The 18,487-nt window shown below is 40.1% G+C and carries 13 protein-coding genes and 1 pseudogene; 6 read left to right on the top strand and 8 right to left on the bottom strand.

Going from position 1 to position 18,487, the window contains the following annotated elements; genetic code table 11:
* Positions 1-117 precede the first annotated feature (117 nt).
* The 4 genes from AW165_RS06310 to edd all read right to left on the bottom strand — a co-directional run bounded on the left by AW165_RS06310 (position 118) and on the right by edd (position 4,695).
* The gene (locus AW165_RS06310; protein WP_017398806.1) at positions 118-630 is read right to left on the bottom strand and encodes a gluconokinase; all 513 of its coding nucleotides are present in this window, start codon (positions 628-630) and stop codon (positions 118-120) included.
* A 17-nt stretch (positions 631-647) separates the two neighbouring features.
* The gene (locus AW165_RS06305; protein WP_002115035.1) at positions 648-2,006 is read right to left on the bottom strand and encodes a gluconate:H+ symporter; all 1,359 of its coding nucleotides are present in this window, start codon (positions 2,004-2,006) and stop codon (positions 648-650) included.
* A gap of 185 nt (positions 2,007-2,191) precedes the next feature.
* Entirely contained in the window at positions 2,192-2,821 is a 630-nt protein-coding gene (gene eda / locus AW165_RS06300) for a bifunctional 4-hydroxy-2-oxoglutarate aldolase/2-dehydro-3-deoxy-phosphogluconate aldolase (RefSeq protein WP_044101251.1), read from the bottom strand.
* A 20-nt stretch (positions 2,822-2,841) separates the two neighbouring features.
* Positions 2,842-4,695 (bottom strand): phosphogluconate dehydratase, encoded by a 1,854-nt coding sequence (edd, locus tag AW165_RS06295; RefSeq protein WP_060465260.1) that lies wholly within the window; start codon positions 4,693-4,695, stop codon positions 2,842-2,844.
* A 658-nt stretch (positions 4,696-5,353) separates the two neighbouring features.
* Between edd and AW165_RS19075 the strand changes: the two are divergent.
* The 5 genes and pseudogenes from AW165_RS19075 to AW165_RS06275 all read left to right on the top strand — a co-directional run bounded on the left by AW165_RS19075 (position 5,354) and on the right by AW165_RS06275 (position 11,298).
* Positions 5,354-5,473 (top strand): annotated as a pseudogene (locus AW165_RS19075) (hypothetical protein).
* Entirely contained in the window at positions 5,455-6,657 is a 1,203-nt protein-coding gene (locus AW165_RS06290) for an acetate/propionate family kinase (protein ID WP_032005610.1), read from the top strand. Before AW165_RS19075 ends, AW165_RS06290 begins: the two are co-directional and overlap by 19 nt.
* 45 nt (positions 6,658-6,702) lie before the next feature.
* Positions 6,703-8,847 (top strand): phosphate acetyltransferase, encoded by a 2,145-nt coding sequence (pta, locus tag AW165_RS06285; protein ID WP_039764427.1) that lies wholly within the window; start codon positions 6,703-6,705, stop codon positions 8,845-8,847.
* Between the two features lie 227 nt (positions 8,848-9,074).
* Positions 9,075-10,601 carry a fumarate hydratase gene (locus AW165_RS06280; RefSeq protein ID WP_002115045.1) on the top strand — a complete coding sequence of 509 codons (1,527 nt, stop codon included), beginning with the start codon at positions 9,075-9,077 and terminating at the stop codon, positions 10,599-10,601.
* A 142-nt stretch (positions 10,602-10,743) separates the two neighbouring features.
* Positions 10,744-11,298, top strand: a complete 555-nt coding sequence (locus tag AW165_RS06275; protein WP_060465259.1) for a DUF2059 domain-containing protein — start codon at positions 10,744-10,746, stop codon at positions 11,296-11,298.
* Positions 11,299-11,322: 24 nt separating this feature from the next.
* On the opposite strand, the gene AW165_RS06270 is transcribed toward AW165_RS06275, so the two are convergent.
* The 4 genes from AW165_RS06270 to tig form a co-directional block, all read right to left on the bottom strand.
* A complete protein-coding gene (locus AW165_RS06270; RefSeq protein ID WP_060465258.1) occupies positions 11,323-12,039 on the bottom strand; it encodes a DUF2846 domain-containing protein in 717 nt (238 codons plus the stop codon).
* Between the two features lie 152 nt (positions 12,040-12,191).
* Positions 12,192-13,505, bottom strand: a complete 1,314-nt coding sequence (gene clpX / locus AW165_RS06265) for an ATP-dependent Clp protease ATP-binding subunit ClpX (protein WP_002114726.1) — start codon at positions 13,503-13,505, stop codon at positions 12,192-12,194.
* Positions 13,506-13,610: 105 nt separating this feature from the next.
* On the bottom strand, positions 13,611-14,216 hold the full coding sequence (clpP, locus tag AW165_RS06260) for an ATP-dependent Clp endopeptidase proteolytic subunit ClpP (RefSeq protein ID WP_002114870.1): 606 nt from the start codon (positions 14,214-14,216) through the stop codon (positions 13,611-13,613).
* A 193-nt stretch (positions 14,217-14,409) separates the two neighbouring features.
* Positions 14,410-15,744 carry a trigger factor gene (gene tig, locus AW165_RS06255; RefSeq protein WP_060465257.1) on the bottom strand — a complete coding sequence of 445 codons (1,335 nt, stop codon included), beginning with the start codon at positions 15,742-15,744 and terminating at the stop codon, positions 14,410-14,412.
* A 414-nt stretch (positions 15,745-16,158) separates the two neighbouring features.
* On the opposite strand from tig, the gene AW165_RS06250 reads away from it, so the two are divergent.
* A complete protein-coding gene (locus AW165_RS06250) occupies positions 16,159-18,459 on the top strand; it encodes a TonB-dependent receptor (protein WP_060465256.1) in 2,301 nt (766 codons plus the stop codon).
* Positions 18,460-18,487 lie beyond the last annotated feature (28 nt).

Genomic DNA, 18,487 nt, shown 5'->3' with positions numbered 1-18,487 from the left:
CCACTGTAATCAGGTTTTATTCGGGTCAATATCACTATTATTATCCGTACTCACCTTGCTTGAACCGTAAACCACAAGGTGAATATCTTAAAGCGTTGATAACCTTTCTAGATGAATTTACCCCCGACACACACTATCAGTCACCCCTAGCTTCTGGATGACTTGTTCAATGATTTGTTCTGGTGTGAGAGCAATATCAATAGCAATTGCTTCATTCACATCAGGTTCCTCTAATGTGTCTAGCTGAGTTTGTAGCAACGCTGGGTCAAAAAAGTGACCTGATCTTGCTGCAAGTCGTTGCTGTAATAACTCATAAGAACCTTTTAAGTAGACAAACTTAACATTCTGGTCCTGCCCTCTTAAAATATCGCGATACATGCGTTTTAAAGATGAGCATGTAAATACAGCCGTTTCACCGTCTCTTTGTTTGGTTTCAATGACCTGACGAATTGCCTGTAACCATGGCAAGCGGTCTTCATCAGTTAAAGGGATACCTTGACTCATCTTACTTTTATTTGCAGCTGAATGAAGCGTATCGCCATCAAGGAACTCACAAGCCAAACGCTCTGACAACAACTCACCAATCAGCGTTTTACCTGTTCCACAGACACCCATTGCAATCACAATCATGGATTACTCACCTTTAATTATAAAATAGTGCTAAGCAGTAGCGTGAAAGATAAACCCAACACTGAAATGATCGTTTCTAATACTGACCAAGTCTTGAGTGTCTGTCCTACTGTCATACCGAAATATTCTTTGATTAACCAGAATCCTGCGTCATTTACATGTGAGAAAACTAATGAACCTGAACCTGTGGCAAGTACTAAAAGTTCTGGTCTAACAGCAACACCCGCCGTAGCTGCAATTGGAGCGACAATACTACACGCTGTAGCCATAGCCACCGTTGCTGATCCTGTTGCCAAACGAATTAATGCTGCAACAAACCAGCCCAACAATAACGGCGACAGGTTTGCCTTCAACGCTGTAGAAACAATCTCATTAGAAATACCAGTGTCACGCAAAATACCGCCAAAACCACCACCAGCACCTACAATCAACATAATCCCAGCAATAGAAGCTAAACACCCACCGCAGAATTTTTCAATTTGTTCACGGTTAAAGCCCTGCATCGTACCAAAGGTAATAAAGCTGACTAGCACGGCAATGAGTAATGCGATATCAGAAGTACCAATAAAACGTAGCAAATCATTTGCGAAAGTCTGTGGTGCAAAGAATAAATCAGCCCAGCTTCCAACCAACATTAATACTACAGGCAGCATAATTGTGAATAAGGTAATCCCAAAGCTTGGTAGCTCACGAGTTCTATTCGTATCTGCTTCAATAAACTGCTTCGCTAACGGGTTATTTTCAGGCAATTTGACATATTTATTAATCCAAAGTGCATACAGTGGTCCAGCAACAATAGCCGTTGGCACACCAACGATCAGACTATAAGCAATTGTTTTACCAATATCAGCATGATAAGCCTGTACTGCCAACAATGCCGCTGGATGTGGTGGAATTAAGCCATGCACAACCGATAAACCGGCAACCATTGGCAAGCCCACAACCAATAAAGATTTACCTGTTCTTTTTGCGATATTGAATGCAATTGGAATGAGTAGAACGAAACCTACTTCGAAAAATACGGGAAGGCCAACAATAAGGGCAATAAACATCATGGCCCAGTGAATATTTTTCTCACCAAACCACTTAATTAAAGTAATTGCTATTCGCTCTGCGCCACCAGACTCGGCCATCATTTTACCGAGCATTGTTCCTAGTGCGATTACAATCGCGAGGTGACCTAAGGTTTTACCTGTACCGGCTTCATAAGACTTAACAATATCACCCATTGGCATGCCAACAGCCAAGGCTAAACCGAGTGAAACAATAATGAGAACTAAAAATGGATAAATTCTAAACTTCGCGATCATGACCACTAAAGCAATAATCGCGATTACAGTGTAGATCAGTAACATGCCACCCTGAACCGTCTCCATGGGACACTTCTCCTTGGAATAATTATTTAGGCACACTGCCTAAACAAGGGTCTTCAACCACAGTAATTCCTACTGTTAAGACATTAAATTTTTATATTTAGGTGTGACCAGCAAAAACTGGTCACATCAATACAGCCTTTAAAGCACATAAAATGCACTTCATTTTTTATAAATATTGTCTACATTTACAAAGCTCTCAACTGACTCGCAATTTGTGCCAAGCGAGTAATTTCAGACCAGTCTTGGGCAGCTACTGTAGCTTTAGGTGTTAACCATGAACCACCTACACAAACCACGTTAGGTTGTTTTAAGAAATCTGGCGCTGACTCTGCCGTAATTCCACCAGTCGGACAAAAGCGCAAGTTTGGAAATGGACCATAAAATGCTTTTAGCATCTCAACACCACCTGCCTGTTGAGCTGGAAAGAACTTCACAATGTCATAACCCAATTCAATCGCTTGAATTAGGTCACTTGGTGTCATCACACCCGGCAATAGAGGTAAGCCAGCATCTTGCGCAGCCAAATGCAGATCTTTAGTCAAACCAGGAGATACCCCAAATTGAGCACCTGCTTTTTTGGCTTGAGCACAGTGTTCTGGTTTGGTAATCGTACCTACACCCACCACAATGTCATCGGCCAACTGGCTAGCACGCTCAATAGCAGCAAGACCAGCAGCGGTACGTAACGTAATCTCAAGAACTTTTACGCCACCTGCATGTAAAGCACGTGATACATCTTCACCTTGCTCAGCAGAATCAAATGCCAATACAGGGATAACTGGACCTAATTTGACGATATCTTCAATTTTAATCATTATTTTTCAGTTCCTTTGATTCAAATCTGCTCTGGTGAATTTTCACCAACCAATGCACCAAATACAGATGCTCCATGTTCAGCTGGCGCAGCAGCAGCACGGAAAACACCAAATAATTCACGGCCAAAGCCAACTTCGTTTTCTGCCTGATGTTCAGGCTGTGCAACAGGGCGTGACTGCCATACATCTTCATCTATTTCAACATCAAGTACGCCAGCCTCAGCATCAATGATTAACATATCGCCTGTTTGCACTTTAGCAATCGGCCCATTTAGTAAGGCCTCTGGAGATAAATGAATCACCGCAGGAACTTTACCTGAAGCACCAGACATACGCCCATCAGTGACTAAAGCAACGTGGAAACCTTGATCTTGTAAAACACCCAACACAGGCGTTAAACGATGCAATTCGGGCATACCATTCGCACGCGCACCTTGGAAACGAACAACTGCAATAAAGTCTCGGTGTAATTCACCACGATCAAATGCAGCTTGCACTGCTTCTTGCGAATCAAACACAATTGCTGGAGCTTTAACTTTACGGTGTTCTGGCGCAACAGCAGAAATCTTGATTACGCCACGGCCAAGGCGACCCTGCATTAAACGCAAGCCACCATCTGGTTGAAACGGCGCATCAATGCTACGTAAAACTTTGTCATCAAGGCTTTGAACCACACCATCAACCCAAGTGAGCTTACCGTCAATCAATTTCGGTTCTTTGGTGTAGTGCTGTAAACCTTTACCAGCCACAGTCGTTACGTCGTTATGCAACAAACCAGCTTCAAGTAGATTACGAATGAGGAAAGCGACCCCACCTGCAGCTTGGAAATGGTTTACATCAGCTTTACCATTTGGATAGATTTTTGCGAGTAATGGAACAACAGCTGACAACTCATCGAAGTCATCCCAGTCAATCAAGATGCCAGCGGCACGAGCAATCGCAATCAAATGCAAAGTATGGTTGGTTGAACCACCAGTCGCGAGTAAAGCCACAATACCGTTTATAATTGCTTTTTCATCGACCACATGACCAATCGGCGTGTAGTTTCCACGCTCAACTGTTAAATCAAGTACACGAATCGCTGCTTCTGCGGTGAGTGCATCACGTAATGGTGTATGAGGATGAACAAATGCGGCACTTGGCAAATGCAAGCCCATGACTTCCATCAGCATCTGATTACTGTTGGCTGTACCATAAAAAGTACAAGTCCCTTGCCCATGATAAGCAGCTGACTCAGCTTCTAACAAAGCATCTCGGCCAACCTGACCCGTTGCAAATTGCTGACGAATTTTGGCTTTCTCATCGTTAGATAGACCACTGGTCATTGGACCAGCTGGCACAAAAATAGTAGGTAAATAGCCAAACTGCAAAGCACCAATGAGCAAGCCCGGCACGATCTTGTCACAAACACCAAGACATAAAGCTGCGTCAAACATGTTATGAGACAATGCAATCGCTGTACTCATCGCAATGGTTTCACGAGAAAACAATGACAGTTCCATGCCAGCATTACCTTGGGTAATACCGTCACACATCGCAGGTACACCACCTGCAAACTGCGCTACCCCCCCATTTTCGCGAGCGGCATTTTTAATTAAATCTGGAAATGTTTTATACGGTGCGTGAGCCGACAGCATTTCGTTATATGAAGATACGATGCCAATATTTGGTTCACGGCCTACTTTAATAATTAATTTTTCATTATCGTCCATACTGGCAAAACCATGAGCCAGATTGGCACATGAAAGTGCTCCACGAGCAGGAAATTTGCCTTGCGCATGTTCAATACGTTGTAAATATGCAGAACGAGTTTTTTGACTACGTGCGATTACACGCTCGGTCACTTTTGCCAATACTGGATTCGGCAAGTCCATGCTGGACGCTCCTGTACAACCGGATAAGCCGGAACATAAAAATAGACCAAATGATATATTTGATAATCATTTGGTAAGGGGGAGGAACAATATTATTAAGGCAAAAAGCGACATGCAAGCCCTAGTCAACTTTACGGGAATACCCAAGCATAGGTATTAAAGACAAATAATGTTTAAGTTATAAACAAGTGAAGGGTTTTATTTTGGACTATATTTACAGGTATATTACACTCTAAAAACTATGAGAAAATTCTCATAATATCAATGCAATGAAATATCTTTATAAATGTACAGATACCGACTTTTTATACTGAGTTTTATATTAAAAATGTTTATGATTTATTCTTTTTAACTTATATATAAGCGATTAAAACTTAATTCTAGTTACGTATATTATTTGTAATATACCCATAGGGTTTGATTAAAATAACAGCAATTCTTTTACTTTAAAAAATTTATACCGAATATTTGAAAATTACATCAATTCAAAATTTACCTTTCATAAATATATACAAAAAACTGTTTAATTCTTCTACAAAAAAACAAGGAATACAGTGGTTAAGCTTTATACTGGACAGATATTAGTTGCAAATAATTTGATGGTCGATAGTTCTTAAGTCTAATGGGCTAAAGTCTATCTTGGACAGAAAAACAACACATGCTAAAACATGACAACCCGTTCAATCTGTATCAAAAAATAATACATCTTGAATAGGAAGTTAGGAAAACTATTTTAAATCAGGACTTGGGTATTTCAACGTGGCTACATCAGTATTAGTTATCAATTGCGGCTCTTCATCTATTAAATACGCACTGGTTTCAGAGCGTCGTGAAGATCGTATTTACGGTTTAGCAGAAAACTTGGGGGCAGCTGATGCTCGTATTAAGGGAATTACAGTAGGTGGTGAACCACTTGAACTTTCAATCCCTTATGCTGACCATGCCAAAGCTTTAGAAACTTTACTTGCACGTCTTGCCAACTACAAACCGCAGGCAATCGGACATCGTGTTGTACACGGTGGCAGTTTAACCAAAGCAGAATTACTCACTCCTGAAATTATTGAACGTATTCGTGCTGCGACACCTTTAGCCCCACTTCATAACCCAGCACATTTAATTGGTATTGATGCAACCGTACGTCTATTCCCTGAATTACCTCAAGTTGCCGTATTCGACACTGCCTTCCACCAAACCATGCCACCACATGCATACCGTTATGCAATTCCTAAGTTTTTATATACTGACCACAACGTCCGCCGTTATGGTTTCCATGGTACAAGCCATGCTTATGTATCTGACAAAGCGAGTGAGCTAGCAGGTAACCTGAAAAAGGGTGGATGGTTAACAGCGCACCTAGGAAACGGCAGTTCAACTTGCGCAGTATGGAATGGACAAAGTGTTGATACTTCTATGGGTCTTACTCCACTTGAAGGTGTAGTGATGGGAACACGTAGTGGTGACGTTGATCCAAGCTTACATAGCTTCCTTGCGAAAAACCTCGGTTGGGATTTAGCAAAAATTGATAAAGTTTTAAATAACGAAAGTGGCTTACTAGGTTTATCTCAACTGTCTAACGACATGCGTACAGTCATTGAAGCTGCTGAAAATGGTAATGAAGATGCTTGCCTTGCAATTGAAGTCTTTAGCTATCGCCTTGCAAAATCACTTGCTGCATTAAGCTGTGGTTTACCAACATTGGACGGCTTAATCTTCACAGGTGGTATTGGCGAGAACTCAGCCTATATTCGTGAAAAAACCTTAGCTTATTTACCTCATTTTGGTTTGCAGCTTGATAAAGATCAAAACAACAACCTAAAACGTGGCACTGAAGGGCGAATCGACAACGGAAATGGTCCACAAATTTGGGTCATTCCTACAGACGAAGAAGGCCGTATTGCCAAAGAAACTCGTCAAGTTGTTGAAGCGGCAGAAAATACAGCATCTGTAGCAAGCCTTGCTTAATTAGAGCTTAGCGAAAACTCGATATTCGTTTATTTATAGGTTTATATGAATACAATTTTATTGATTCCTACAGGCGAAGGGGTTGGCTTAACCTCTGCCTGCTTAGGCATGATTTACGCACTTGATTGTAACGGCATTAAAGCAGGCTTTTTAAAACCATTTTCTCAAGAAGACCAAGAGCATCTTGACCGAACCACTTCATTATTTGGTCATTTATTTCAAAGTAAAACCGTTCAATCTATTTCGCATGAAAAATTAACTCAGCTTATTGCCGCTGGGGAAGTAGATGAATTACTTGAAGAAGCGGTTAGCCTTCATCGTAGTGTTGCAGCAGACCATGATGTCATTATTGTGGAAGGTTTATTACCAAACGGACAAGACCACTTCGCCAGTGAGCTCAACGCAAGTCTTGCACAAGCGCTTGATGCAGAAGTTGTATTAGTTAGTACAGCAGATATTCAAAACCCGAAAAAAGCCGCAGAAAAAGTAGATGCTCATTTACGCCAGTTTGGTGGAGCAACATCAAATCGTACTGCTGGTGTACTGTTTATGCGTACCCGTGGATTAACCGAAGAAACAGCTCAAATTCCTGTTGCGTTTGATCCATCGTTACGACCGACTGAAGAAATCGCAAAATTTACGACTGAACTGCAAAAATATAATCGTTATTTTGGTTCTAGTGATTTACCGATTATTGGGCTGGTTCCATTTAGCAACACGTTAAGCGTACCAAGAACACTTGATATTGCAAATGTCATTGATGGGCAATGGGTACATCAAGGTGAAGCTAAAACACGTCGTATTTTGCATTCGAGTTTAATTGCTTCAAGCATTGAATATGAACTGAATAAATTCATTGCAGGCGAATTAATTATTAGCGCATCTGAGCGTACCGATGTTTTACTTGCAAGTAGTTTGGCAACCAGCAATGGTATTCCTCTGGCGGGTTTAGTTCTTACCGAAAGAGAAGCGCCAGCACCTGAGCTTTTAGAGTTTTGCCAAAGTGCAATTAAACAAGGGTTACCGATTTTACATACCCGTTTAAATACACTTGAAACTGCTCAGCGTTTATCTAATTTTGGCAATGAAATTCCAATTGACGATACTGAACGTGCTGAGCAAGTGACTCGATTTGTTTCAAGTCATATTGATGTTGAATGGCTTAAACAGCATAGCAATAATGCCGCTACTCCTCGCCTGTCGCCATCGGCTTTCCGTCATGAACTGGTGCAAAAATCGATTGCAGCGAAAAAACGGATTGTGCTACCTGAAGGTGATGAACCGCGCACCATTCAAGCTGCGGCAATTTGTCAGGCACGTGGTATTGCTGACTGTATTTTGTTAGCTAAACCAGATGCTGTGCACGATGTTGCAAAAGCACGCGGTATTGAATTACCTGCTGAATTGGCAATTGTTGATCCTGATAGTATTCGTGATCAATACGTTGCACCAATGGTTGAGCTACGTAAAGGCAAACTCAACGAGCTGCAAGCGAAAGAACAGCTTCAAGATACCGTAGTGCTTGGCACCATGATGTTAGCCTTAGATCAAGTCGATGGCTTAGTTTCAGGTGCGGTACACACCACAGCGAATACGGTCCGCCCAGCATTCCAGCTCATCAAGACAGCACCTGAATATTCACTGGTTTCATCAATATTCTTTATGCTTTTGCCAGATGAAGTTTATGTATATGGCGACTGTGCGATTAATCCAGATCCAACCGCAGAACAACTTGCTGAAATTGCAATTCAGTCTGCTGACTCAGCGAAAGCTTTTGGAATTGATCCGCGTATTGCCATGATCAGCTACTCAACTGGTACTTCCGGAACAGGCGCTGATGTTGAAAAAGTACAGCAAGCAACTCAAATTGCTCAGCAACGTCGTCCTGATTTACTAATTGATGGTCCACTTCAATACGACGCAGCTTCAGTTGAAAGTGTAGGGCGTCAAAAGGCCCCTGACTCACGTGTTGCTGGTCGTGCCAATGTATTTATTTTCCCAGACTTAAATACGGGCAATACAACTTATAAGGCAGTACAACGTGCTGCAAATGTTGTAAGTGTAGGTCCAATGCTGCAAGGCCTCAACAAACCAGTCAATGACTTGTCTCGAGGAGCATTGGTAGATGACATCGTCTTTACCATTGCATTAACAGCAATTCAGGCAGAACAGCAAGCCGCTGCCAAATAATTAATAAATTCACCTTTACTACCTCTCGCCATTTGATATCCGCTCAAATGGCTTTTTTTATTTTAGTCATTCAAAAATAAATAATTTTCCGATTTCTCTCTTTTAAATCACATCAATATGTTCTTATGCGACTTTCGGTCAAAAGATCAACCAATCTCCCACAACACTGTCTTTTTGTCATATAATTTAGCCCGCTAGCTAACAGCCCGCTCAAGAGATTTTCTGGTATGACAACGATTATCAAACAAGATGACTTGATTACATCGATCAAGGACGCCCTACAGTTTATTTCGTACTATCACCCGCAAGACTTTATCCAAGCGATGAGCCGTGCTTATGATCGCGAAGAAAACAAAGCCGCAAAGGATGCAATTGCACAGATTCTAATTAACTCTCGCATGTGTGCGGAAGGTCATCGTCCAATTTGCCAAGATACTGGTATTGTTAACGTTTTCCTTGAAGTGGGCTTAGATGTTAAATTTGATTTAACGATGAGCTTAGACGATGCAGTAAATGAAGGTGTTCGCCAAGGTTACCTTGAAAACAGCAACGTTCTTCGTGCATCTGTACTTGCTGACCCTGCATTTGGTCGTAAAAACACAAAAGATAATACCCCTGCTGTAATTCACTACAAACTCGTTCCGGGTAACAAAGTAGATATTACTGTTGCTGCCAAAGGTGGCGGTTCAGAAAACAAATCTAAACTTGCGATGCTTAACCCATCTGACTCGATTGTTGACTGGGTTCTTAAAACTGTTCCAACTATGGGTGCAGGTTGGTGTCCTCCTGGTATGCTCGGTATCGGTATTGGTGGTACTGCTGAAAAAGCCATGATGCTTGCTAAAGAAGCGCTCATGGAAGAAATCAACATGGACGAATTACTTCGCCGTGGACCAGAAAACAAAATCGAAGAACTTCGTATCGAAATCTTTGAAAAAGTAAACGCACTTGGTATTGGTGCACAAGGTCTTGGTGGTTTAACGACTGTTCTTGATATTAAAATTAAAGATTACCCATGTCACGCTGCTGGTAAACCAGTAGGTATGATTCCTAACTGTGCTGCTACTCGTCATGCTCACTTCCAGCTTGATGGTACAGGTGTAGCTCATATTCAAGCACCAAAACTTGAAGACTACCCATCTGTAACTTGGGACTCTTCACAGTCTAAACGTGTAAACCTTGATACCATTACTCAAGAAGAAATGGACTCTTGGAAACCAGGTGACACATTACTTCTTAGCGGAACAATGTACACAGGTCGTGATGCTGCGCACAAACGTATGGTTGAAATGATCGACAATGGTGAAGAATTACCAGTTGATCTTAAAGGTAAATTTATTTACTACGTTGGCCCTGTTGATCCAGTGGGTGATGAAGTCGTTGGTCCTGCTGGCCCTACAACTGCAACACGTATGGATAAATTCACACGTAAAGTATTAGAACATACTGGTCTATTCGGTATGATCGGTAAAGCTGATCGTGGTCCTACAGCAATTGAAGCAATCAAAGACAACAAAGCAACTTACTTAATGGCAGTTGGTGGTGCGGCTTACCTCGTATCTAAAGCTGTTCGTGAAGCTGAAGTTGTTGCATTTGCAGACTTAGGTATGGAAGCCATCTACAAATTCGTAGTTGAAGATATGCCTGTTTCTGTTGCAGTTGATGTAAATGGTACTTCAATTCACGCAGTAGCTCCAAAAATCTGGCAAGCGAAAATTGGAAAAATTCCAGTAGTCGATGCAGCAGCTGGCTAATCAAAAAAAGCACCGAATTCGGTGCTTTTTTTATGCATTCTTTTTTTATTTTAAAATCTGAAAAGAATTGTAACAATTACTTCGTCAATCTGTGCTATTAATGAAAGCACCCTCTCGCCATATATTGAATATAGGTCATTTCATGACTATTCGCCCTATTCTTAAAAATCTCTCAATCAGCCTCTGCCTAAGCTGTATTACCACAAGCTTATTTGCCTCTCCTGCCAAGCTAAGTTCAGTTAAAGAACTCATGCAAATGAGCCAAATTGATTACCTGCTTAAAGAGTCAATTAATGAATTAACACCTTACTATGATCAACAGGCAGAACAGATCGTTAGTAATATCACGGGCATTAAAACTTTAGGCCCAAAAGAAAAAGAGGCCGCGAAGAAGTTAGGTTCACTCTTAAAAGATTCGAGCAATCAGCTCATTAGCAACCCAAAAACAGCTCAAGCCTTACAGGATATTTACCTAAAGACTTATACTGAAGAGGAAATTCAGGCGAATCTGAAATTTTTAAAAACCCCAGAAGGCCAATCAATTACGCGCAAAAACGTACAGATTATGGGGCAAATTTCAGAATATATGATGGAGTTGGGACAGCAAACATTTAATGATCCTAAAGCACGAGATCATATGCAAGAAGAGATGCTTAAAATTATTGCACCGTTGATGAAAGATAAAGAAAAGTCTTAACTTTTCTTTATCTTTTGCAGCTCATTACCAAGTTAAAGGATTCCATAATTTAAATGGCTTAATCAGGTGTACATCTGATTTTTCGTCATATTTGGCTGGCTTTAATTCTTGTGGTTTATGGCGGATCTTTCCTGAAGCATCTTCAGCCACAAAATTATAGCTAGAAGATTTAAGCTCAGTAAACGCTATCTCTCTACGTCCAATATTGTCTTGCATTAACATAAATGGACCAGTATGTTCACTTCGGTCCATTTTATTTTCTTCATCATATTTCAAATAATAAGATGTTCCCGCCTCAACAGTGATATCAATATATTTTGGTTCTTGAAAATGGATACCAAGTAAAGGGCGACTCGCAGAAAGACGATACGTTCCTGCTGGTAACTCAATCCAGTAATAATGATTATGTAATAGACTCGGAATGCGCTTACCATTCACAAAGAGATTAATCGCTGCAATTTCCTGACGATTCCATTTTGTGTCTGGTCGATATAGATAAACTACAGCAGCCTGTCCATTTTGTGGTTTAATTGGAGCAAAAGTCTGACCCAATTTTTGGTTGACCCACCCTCCCACAGTAAAACCGCCTAAATGATATTGATCTAATAAACCAGGTTCTTTTTCAACATCAACTTTAGGTAGAGTCGCGGTCAATTCACTCGGATTTTTTTCTAAATGAGATGAACTTTGACAGCCCACAAATAGTCCGGCACAGCACAAAGATACGATTAAATAACGCATGGCATCCCTCAAAGCGTTTTGTTTTTGATTTATTTTTTACACCGCAAAACTATGCGTATTTTGTATTTTTAAGATTAACACTACCCATATAAATTGAAAACAAAAAAAGCATGAATCACTAACGCGATTCATGCTTTTTAGATGAATGAAATCTATGCAGACTTCGAATCAATAACCTTTAAATCTGCCTTAGCAACACTTTCATGCGTTGCAGCTTCTTTAGGTTGGCGTTCAGCCTGATAAACAGGTTCTGCTTCACCATTAATGACTGCTTCATTAATAATGACTGTTCCAACATCTGTACGACTTGGTAAATCATACATAGTTTCAAGCAGTACGTTTTCCATAATAGAACGTAGACCACGCGCACCCGTATTACGTTCAAGCGCTTTTTTAGCAACAGCACGTAATGCAGAATCTTCAAAGATCAGATCAACATTTTCCATAGTGAAAAGATATTGATACTGGCGTGTTAATGCATTTTTTGGCTCAGTCAAAATTTGCATTAAAGCTTCTTCGTCTAGCTCTTCAAGTGTCGCAATCACTGGTAAACGACCAATGAATTCTGGAATTAAACCAAATTTCACTAAGTCAGTTGGCTCAACCTGACGGAACAATTCAGCAAGCTTTTTGGTTTCATCTTTGTTTTTAACGTCAGCTGTAAAACCAATACCGCCTTTCTCTTGACGCTGTTGTACAATTTTTTCCAAACCAGAAAATGCACCACCACAAATAAATAAGATATTTGAGGTGTCAATTTGGATAAACTCTTGCTGTGGATGCTTACGACCACCTTGAGGTGGAATCGAAGCAACTGTACCTTCAATCATTTTCAATAATGCTTGTTGTACACCTTCACCAGACACATCACGCGTAATTGATGGATTTTCAGATTTACGAGTAATCTTATCAATCTCATCAATATAGATAATGCCCTTCTGAGCCTTCTCTACATCGTAGTCTGCTTTTTGCAAAAGCTTTTGCACAATATTTTCAACATCTTCACCCACATAACCCGCTTCGGTTAATGTTGTTGCATCTGCCATCGCAAATGGAACATCTAAAAGGCGAGCCAATGTTTGTGCAAGTAAAGTTTTACCTGAACCAGTAGGTCCAATCAGTAGAATGTTACTTTTAGCAATTTCTACTTCTTTAGACACATGGCCATTATGACCAACTTTCAAGCGTTTATAATGGTTATAAACTGCAACAGAGAGTGTCTTTTTGGCAAGATCTTGACCAATAACATATTGATCAAGCGCAGCACGTATTTCATGTGGTTTTGGCAATGCCTTGCTCGCCCAGTCACCTGCTTCAACCTGTTGGCTGGTTTGTACAAGGTCTAAGCAGACATCCACACATTCATTACAAATATATGCGTCCTCACCCGCAATCAGTTTCCCGACTTCAGACTGCGTTTTACCGCAAAATGAACAATGTTTTTGTCCTTGAGGATGTTCGGACATATTCACTCCACAAATAGAATCTTAAATATTAGGGCAAGATGCACTGCATAAATAACTAAATGGAGATCTTTTTCAACATCTCAAGTTATTTATATAAGAAGGTCCTTATGGACGCTTACTTAACACCTGATCAACCAGACCATATTCTTTAGCAGCTTGGGCTGTCATAAAGTTATCGCGGTCAGTATCACGAGCAACGGTTTCATAGTCTTGACCACTGTGCTCTGCCATTAAGCGGTTCAAGCGCTCTTTAATAAAGAGAATTTCACGCGCATGGATTTCAATATCCGATGCTTGACCACGGAAACCACCCAATGGTTGATGAATCATGACACGGGCATTTTCTAAACAATAGCGTTTGCCTTTAGCGCCCGCATTTAATAAAAATGCACCCATTGAAGCAGCTTGACCCATACAATATGTCACGACATCAGGCTTAATAAACTGCATCGTGTCATAAATGGCCATGCCCGCTGTCACAGATCCACCTGGAGAGTTGATATAAAGGTGGATATCTTTATCAGGATTTTCAGCTTCTAAAAACAACATTTGGGCAACAATCAGATTTGCCATGTTATCTTCAACTTCACCTGTCAAAAAAATGACGCGCTCACGTAAAAGTCGTGAATAAATATCAAAAGAACGTTCGCCGCGAGAAGATTGTTCAACCACAACAGGAACTAAAGCATTTTCAATTGTTGGAACATACATACGTTATTTATTCCTAAATTTTTTGTGACTTAACCTATGGCAACAATATGCGGGATAATTTCTCAAATTGCAAAAGGTTCGCACTGAAATATTATATTATTTATACCTAAGTACTTAATGCCGCACTCAAATTGACCACATAAAGAAAAACAAAAAAGGCGCCTAAGGCGCCTTTTTCTGACTTCTTAAAAGATTAGCCCATACGGCGAGCTTGTTGTTCTTTCAATAAGTCATCATAAGATACAGCTTTGTCAGTCACTTTAGCACCAGCTAAGATGTGATCAACAACTTGATCTTCTAATACAACTGCTTCGATTTGAGCACGTTGTTGAGCATCATTTTTGAAGTATTCAATCACTTCAGTTGGATCTTCGTAAGAAGAAGCCATGTCGTCAATGTAAGCATCAACGCGAGCTTGGTCAACTTCAAGTTTAGCATCAGCTAAAACTTTGCTTACCAATACGCCAAGCTTAACAGAACGTTCTGCTTGTTCTTTAAACAATTCGTCAGGAAGCATGCTCTTGTCAAAAGATTGCGCGCCTGCACCACCAAATTGTTGAGTGAACTGTTGAACCATTTGTTGACGTTGACGGTCAATTTCTTGAGCAACCATTGCAGTTGGAACTTCAACTTCGTTCGCAGCAACAAGAGCATCAAAAGCAGCTTGTTTAACTTGGTTACGTAAACCATTGCGAACTTCACGTTCCATATTCTTACGAACGTCAGCTTTTAACTTCTCAACGCCCTCTTCTTCAGTTACACCGAAGATTTTTAAGAATTCAGCATCAATTTCTGGAAGTTTAGATTTTTCAACTTGCTTCACAGTGATTTTGAACTGAGCTGGTTTACCAGCCAAGTTTTCAGCTTGGTAATCTTCAGGGAAAGTAACATCAATTACTTTCTCTTCACCAGCTTTCATGCCAATGATGCCATCTTCGAAGCCAGGGATCATACGACCTGAACCTAACACAAGTTTAAAGTCTTCAGCAGAACCGCCTTCAAACTTCTCACCATCGATAGTGCCTTCAAAGTCAAAAGTCACTTGCATGTCTTTTTTCGCCATCCCCTTGGTTACAGCCCAAGTTTGACGTTGTTTTTGCAAGTTTTCGATCATAGCGTCAACGTCAGCGTCTTTGATTTCAGCTGATTTACGTTCAACTTCTAAGCCGTCAAATGCTTTTACTTCAACTTCTGGATAAACTTCTACAGTTGCTTCAAAAACTAAAGCGTCTTCTTTATGTTCAACTTTCTCAATGTTCGGCATACCTACCGCATTGATTTTTTCTTGTTGAATTGCTTCAAAAACGCTATCACGAATGATGTCATTTACAACTTCTTGATAAATGCTTGCACCGTATTCGCGACGAACAACGTTTTCAGGTACTTTACCTGGACGGAAGCCGTTGATCTTCACAGTTTTGGCAGTGCGCTTCAAACGAGCTTCAAATTGCTCGTTAATACGGCTCGTCGGTACAGACACATTTAAACGACGGGCAACGCCCGAAACCGCTTCAGTCGTTACTTGCATGGCTTCCTCGATAAAAATTAGTTAGTAGGAACAGTTTTTAAAAAAGTGCTGTATTATATGACAACTTTCAAGATATACAAAATTAACCGATCACTTCATGTAAGTGAAGAACATTATTCTAGTAAATTTCACAGTAATTTTATGATTCTTTAAATATTTTTCATAAGCACTTAAGTAAAACTAATTTTTTAGTTATTCTTTATAAATCTAAAATTACAATTAAACTTTGAATTTAATCGCTTTAACAAACAATTACCAATAATCAGTAGATTAGCTACATAAAAGCACAATTTTCCATTCAATCATTCACTTTTCCTTCATAATTCGATTGGCAAATCCAATTAACACAAACTGTACATATAAATAAGAATTATTATTATTCGCATAACCTTTTAGTTTTAGAGTCCTGAAGTTATGTCTTTGATTAGAACACGTAAAAAAATTGTTTCTTCTGCAATAGCTTCATCGCTATCAATGATTGTAACAACAGCCATGGCGCAAGAAGCAGTTTCACAATTACCAACAATTCATACTAAAGCGACTCAAGAAGAATCTTTAAAAGTAGATCAGTCTGCAAACTCTAAATTCGTAGCTCCTCTCAAAGACACACCAAAATCAGTCTCTATTCTTTCTCAAAAATTAATTAAAGATACAAACTCTAATACCCTACTCGAAGCGTTACGCTATGAACCTGGTATTACATTAGGTGCTGGTGAAGGCGGCACACCGTTTACAGACATGCCTTACATTCGTGGTTATAGCGGTCAATCTTCTATTTATGTTGATGGTGTTCGCAATACAACTTCACAAAGCCGCGATATGTTTGCTATCGAACAAGTTGAAGTCATTAAAGGCTCTTCTTCTGCTCTTGGTGGTGGCGGTAGCGTGGGTGGAAGTATTAACTTAATCCCTAAAGTAGCTCATGAAGGTGACGTTTACCAAGGTAGCGTTCAAGGTGGTACTGACAACTATCGTCATATCCAACTTGATGCCAACAAAGACTTTGGTAACGGAGTTGCTGGTCGTGTAGTTATCATGGGTCACGAAAATGAAAAAGCTGGCCAAAGTAACGGTGCAGAATATGCCCGTGTCGGTATTGCCTCAAGTCTTGCATTTGGTTTAGATACGGCAACTCGCGGAACACTGAGCTACTACTATTTACGTAGTAATGATGAACCTGATGCAGGTATTCCGTTCAACAATCCAAATATTCCAGATTATGCGCCAGCTGGTGCTGAAAAGGGGGATGGTAAACCTGTTAATGTAAAAGCAGGAACTTACTATGGTTGGAAAGCACGTGATTTTGATAAACGCGAAAACCACATTGGTACATTTAAGTTGGAGCACGACTTTAATGAAAATCTTACCTTGTCGAATGTAGCGACTTACAACAAATCTAAATCTGATTATGTTTATACGAATGCTGATGACTCTAAGGGTAATATTTACAGAGGCACAATCGCTCGCCGTGCGTTAAGCCGTATTTTAGATAGCGATGCTTATAGCGATCAGCTTTCTTTAAGAGGTAAATTCAACACAGGTAGCCTAAAGCATTCTTTTAATGTCGGCACTGAATGGAGCTTCCAGGAAACCGACCAAGGTATGTATACTTTTACTAATGCGGAAGGGAAAACGACTTCTACAATTTTACAAGATAATATTAACAACTGTACTTCAGCTGCTGCTGTGGCAAATGGCTGGTGTACGAGTTTAAATAATCCTGGAAATGGTGCCTTCACAGATAAGCGTGGATCTATCACAGCACAATCGACCACTCGTAGTCACAATGTAAGCATTTATGCTTTAGACAGTATTGAATTTAATCCACAATGGTTACTTAACTTAGGTGTGCGTTGGGATAAATTTGAAACTGAGAAAAAATATAATAAGGATGTTTATGCAACTAACAAAGGTGCTTATGACTATTCAAAAGTTGCTACTCCAGAAGGTACAAAGTATGAAAGTGATTCCGACTATTTTTCATATCAAGCTGGTCTAGTCTATAAACCAACTGAAAATGGCAGTATTTATGCAAGCTTTGCAACTTCTGCTAACCCTGTTGGTGTACTTGCTGAAGGTGATAATAGCGATAATGCTCTCGGTACTACTGATGTTATTAATGCACTTAAACCAGAAAAAGCTCGTACTTTTGAAGTAGGAACAAAATGGGACTTGTTTAATAACCGTGCGAACTTAACAGCGGCAGTTTTCCGTACTGAAAAGCAAAATACACGTATCCAAATCGACCCTACTACGACTGCCAATGCAGGTAAAAGTAAAGTCGATGGATTTGAAGTTAGTTTGAATGGGAAAATTACCGACAAATGGGATGTTTCTACAGGCTATAGCTATTTAGATAGTGAAATTACCGAAGCAGCATATAATTTAGTTGCTCAAGAAGGTAAACCATTACCATTTGTAGCGAAGAACAGCGCCACTCTATGGTCTACTTACCGAGTAATGCCTCAATTGACTCTAGGTGCTGGTGTTGAATATCGCGATCAAGTTTTTGTAAACACAACTGCTCCGAAATACTTGCCAACCTACACTATTTACAATGCTATGGCTAAATACGACGTGAACAAGAACGTAAACTTACAGCTTAACATCAACAATATCTCTGATAAGCGTTATTTCACTAGTGCACATGCAGCTCACTACGCATTTGAAGGCAATGGTCGTAACGCTGTCTTAGCGATTAACTTTAAGTACTAAGGTTAAATTCCATAATTTATTTATGGAA

It is taken from the genome of Acinetobacter sp. LMB-5 (assembly GCF_001541635.1).
Taxonomy (GTDB): Bacteria; Pseudomonadota; Gammaproteobacteria; order Pseudomonadales; family Moraxellaceae; genus Acinetobacter; species Acinetobacter pittii.
This window is presented reverse-complemented; position numbering and strand designations above follow the sequence as displayed.

Excerpts from the sequence above, each read along its gene's own strand:
- AW165_RS06310 (WP_017398806.1), bottom strand. The coding sequence starts at position 630 with ATGATTGTGATTGCAATGGGTGTCTGTGGAACAGGTAAAACGCTGATT.
- AW165_RS06305 (WP_002115035.1), bottom strand. The coding sequence starts at position 2,006 with ATGGAGACGGTTCAGGGTGGCATGTTACTGATCTACACTGTAATCGCG.
- eda (WP_044101251.1), bottom strand. The coding sequence starts at position 2,821 with ATGATTAAAATTGAAGATATCGTCAAATTAGGTCCAGTTATCCCTGTA.
- edd (WP_060465260.1), bottom strand. The coding sequence starts at position 4,695 with ATGGACTTGCCGAATCCAGTATTGGCAAAAGTGACCGAGCGTGTAATC.
- pta (WP_039764427.1), top strand. The coding sequence starts at position 6,703 with ATGAATACAATTTTATTGATTCCTACAGGCGAAGGGGTTGGCTTAACC.
- AW165_RS06280 (WP_002115045.1), top strand. The coding sequence starts at position 9,075 with ATGACAACGATTATCAAACAAGATGACTTGATTACATCGATCAAGGAC.
- AW165_RS06275 (WP_060465259.1), top strand. The coding sequence starts at position 10,744 with ATGACTATTCGCCCTATTCTTAAAAATCTCTCAATCAGCCTCTGCCTA.
- AW165_RS06270 (WP_060465258.1), bottom strand. The coding sequence starts at position 12,039 with ATGCGTTATTTAATCGTATCTTTGTGCTGTGCCGGACTATTTGTGGGC.
- clpX (WP_002114726.1), bottom strand. The coding sequence starts at position 13,505 with ATGTCCGAACATCCTCAAGGACAAAAACATTGTTCATTTTGCGGTAAA.
- clpP (WP_002114870.1), bottom strand. The coding sequence starts at position 14,216 with ATGTATGTTCCAACAATTGAAAATGCTTTAGTTCCTGTTGTGGTTGAA.
- tig (WP_060465257.1), bottom strand. The coding sequence starts at position 15,744 with ATGCAAGTAACGACTGAAGCGGTTTCGGGCGTTGCCCGTCGTTTAAAT.
- AW165_RS06250 (WP_060465256.1), top strand. The coding sequence starts at position 16,159 with ATGTCTTTGATTAGAACACGTAAAAAAATTGTTTCTTCTGCAATAGCT.